The sequence below is a fragment of the Nocardia amamiensis genome, assembly GCF_015477605.1.
Lineage (GTDB): Bacteria > Actinomycetota > Actinomycetes > Mycobacteriales > Mycobacteriaceae > Nocardia > Nocardia amamiensis_A.
Window position 1 is genome coordinate 1 of the sequence record NZ_JADLQX010000107.1, and the last position, 3,471, is coordinate 3,471.

The 3,471-nt window shown below is 65.8% G+C and carries 2 protein-coding genes; both read left to right on the forward strand.

Going from position 1 to position 3,471, the window contains the following annotated elements:
- The first annotated feature begins 104 nt into the window (after positions 1 to 104).
- Positions 105 to 1,136, forward strand: coding sequence for a tyrosine-type recombinase/integrase (locus IU459_RS36810; protein ID WP_324199176.1), 1,032 nt, complete (start codon positions 105 to 107; stop codon positions 1,134 to 1,136).
- Positions 1,133 to 3,451, forward strand: coding sequence for a tyrosine-type recombinase/integrase (locus tag IU459_RS36815; protein WP_324199177.1), 2,319 nt, complete (start codon positions 1,133 to 1,135; stop codon positions 3,449 to 3,451). Before IU459_RS36810 ends, IU459_RS36815 begins: the two co-directional genes overlap by 4 nt.
- Positions 3,452 to 3,471 lie beyond the last annotated feature (20 nt).

The window sequence follows — 3,471 nt, forward strand, 5'->3', positions numbered from 1 at the left end:
TTATTAGTTACGTGGAATCAATCCGAGGAGCTCGACGGCTCCGAATCTGACCACGGAACTGGGAGGCAGGCTTGGCGGCAATGGGGTTGGAGGAGAAGTGGCCAGTGCTTGGTCGGCACGAGCGGGCGGCTGAGTGGCTGCGGGTGTGGACCGATCTTGGCCGGGCGCCGCGCACGATCGATGCGTATGCGCGGGGGCTGGCCGAGTTCCTGCGGGTCTGCGAGGATCAGGGCGTCGATCCGGTGGTCGCGAACCGGGCTGACGTCGCGGTCTTTGTTCGCGAGCTGACCGGCCGGGCCAGTCGGCGCGGCGCCAACGTGGTGTCGATCGATTCCGGGTGCGGGTTGGCGAACGCCACGATCCAGCAGCGACTGGTTCCGGTGCGCCTGTATTTCGACTATTTGGTCGAAGGGGGGTTTCGGGAGTCGAATCCGGTTGGGCGGGGCCGCTATACGCCCGGACGTAAGTGGGGCGGGCAGCAGCGTGGCCTGGTGCCGAGGCTGACGAAGCTGCCGTGGATCCCGACCGAGTCGCAGTGGATGGACATTCTCGCCGTCGCGGCAGCGGAGCCGCCGCGCAACCGGGTGATGCTCGCGTTGGCTTATGACGCGGCGCTACGGCGCGAGGAGTTGTGCTCGTTGCGCACCGATGACCTGGACCCGGGTCGGCGGATGCTGCGGATCCGGGCCGAGACAACGAAGAACCGGCTCGAACGGATGGTGCCCTATTCGGCGGCGACCGGGGCGTTGTTGCAGGGGTATCTGGCGCATCGGGCGGCGATCAGCCGGGCTCGGGGCCGGTTGTTCCTGTCGGAATCGCGGCGCAACCACGGGCAGCCGGTGAGTTTGTGGACGTGGTCGAAGGTGGTGCGGCGCATCGCGGTTGCTGCGGGGGTTCCGCAGTTTTCGACTCACACGACACGGCATCTGTGCTTGACGGATCTGGCGCGAACGGGCTGGGAGTTGCACGCCATCGCCACGTTCGCCGGGCATCGCAGCACCGAGACCACGCTCACCTACATCCATCTGTCCGGCCGGGAACTGGCCGACAAACTCGCCCGCGGCATGGATCAGATCCACGGCTGGCGGGTCGAGATGCTGGCTCGGCTCGGCGAGCAGGAGAGCGCGGCCCGGTGACCGTCACATCATCGGCGGCCGTCATCGGGCTGGCCGCAGATCACGCACGAACATGGCCGCTGGATATCAACAAATACCGCCGCCGGTGCCGGCTCTCGACCGTCGAATCCGACGGACTGCGCACGCTGGGTTTCGACGGGCTGCGGCGCGACCGGGACCGCAATTCGAGTGCATGGCAACAGATCCAGCGACTCACGGACCCGCTCGATGATGCGCTGACGGTAATGCATTGGAATCGCGGCAACCGTCATCAGCAACGATTCGCGCGAGACGGCGCCGCGATCGTATTGCATCGCTGCGTCACGCTTGACCGGGCATTCTGGGCATGGACGGCCCGTGAGTGGGGTGAGGTGCTCAGTCCTACACATCTTCGCGCTGACTATCCCGGACAGGTCGGGATATCAGCGCGCCGATTCCTGCTGGCCTACGCCTACCTGCTGACGGGATTCACCGCCTTCGAGCTGGCCGGTCCGTTCGAACGACCAGCATTGGCCCAACGAGTGTTCGGCCCGGAGACCGTCGAGAACGCGATCGGGCCGATCCGCGAGGTCCTGACCAGGTGGGGTTACCGCGCCAACGAACTGGCGTCGCTGGTCTGCTCGATCCTGCTGCTCAACCGCAGCCCGAGCCTGAGCGACCTGTCCTCACAGACACTGGCCGAACTCCGCACGACCCCGACGATGCAGCAACACCACCACATCCGCCACCTGCACGGCATTCATCGAGCTCTCGCCGCGCTCGGGCACACCGATCCACCGGCAGCGCCGAAATTCGGAGACGGGCCAGTGCCCATCACCGGGGCTTCGGCAACCTGGGCGCAGTGGGTGGAGCGCTGGAACGCCACCTCCACCTTGGAACCATCCACCCGCAGCATCTACCGGGTCATCCTGGCCAAGACCGGACGATGGCTCGCCGCCGATCACCCCGAGATCGCCGAACCCGGCCAGTGGACACGGCAGACCTGCGCGGCATGGGTCGCAGCCGTCGACCGCATGACTGTCGGCGACCACGTTCAATCCACGCACTGGCGCGAGAGCCGCCAAGACCGGCTCGGAAAACCATTGTCGCCCAAGACAAAACGTGCCTACCTGCGGGCTGCGCGAACGTTCTTCCGCGACTGCCAGGACTGGGAATGGATCCCGCGTCGTTTCGACCCGGCGCGAGCGCTGGCCACTCCCCGCAGCATCACCGCTCTGCAGGGGCCGGATCCGCGAGTGATTGCCGACGATGTCTGGGCCAAACTGCTCTGGGCCGGGCTCAACCTCGACCCCTCCGACCTGCCCGGCCACGGGGCCTGCACACACCCGGTCGATATGGTTCGCGCGATCACGCTAACCTGGCTGTTCAGTGGTCAGCGCAGCGACGAAATCGCCCGCCTGCGCGTCGGATGCATACGCTGGCAACGCGACTCGGTCGACAGCGCCAATGCCCACAACCAGCGCGACGACACAGTCTGCCTGCTCGACATTCCTACCCACAAGACCGGGACCGCGTTCACCAAACCGGTCGACCCGCTGCTCGGACAGGCCATCGAGGCATGGCAGGACATCCGGGCCGAACAGCCGCCGATGCTCGACCGAAAGACCGGTGAGCGAGTGCATTTCCTGTTCGCCGTCCGCGCCAGCCGCGTCAGCAAGAACTACATCAACCAGAAGATCATCCCGATGCTCTGCCGCAAGGCCGGCGTCCCCACCGCCGACGTTCGCGGACGCATCACCAGCCACCGCGCCCGCTCCACCATCGCGACACAGCTCTACAACGCCAAGGAACCGATGACGCTGTTCGAGCTGCAAGCCTGGCTCGGCCACCGCAGCCCGGAATCGACCCAGCACTACGCCAAGATCACCCCGAACACCCTCGCCAAGGCCTACAGCGACGCTGGCTACTTCGCCCGCAACGTTCGCACCATCGAAGTCCTCGTCGACCGGGACGCCGTCACATCCGGGCAGGCCACCGCCGGCGGGCCATGGCAGTACTACGACCTCGGCCACGGATACTGCACCTATTCGTTTTTCGAACAGTGTCCACACCGAATGGCTTGCGCACGTTGCGATTTCTACACACCGAAGGACTCAAGCCGAGCGCAGCTTCTGGAAGCCAAGGAGAACCTGCAACGGATGCTCGCCAGCGTCCCGCTCACCGACGACGAACGCGCCGCAGTCGACGAGGGCCAAATAGCACTCGACCAGCTGCTCGACCGACTGGCCGACATCCCCACTCCGGCCGGAGCCACGCCACGCGAGATCGGCACCGCGGCGACCGCCACGCTGTTGCCGATCGTGTCAGTCAACCAGGGCAAATCCACACGACCTTGACATTTCAGATTCCACAGAAC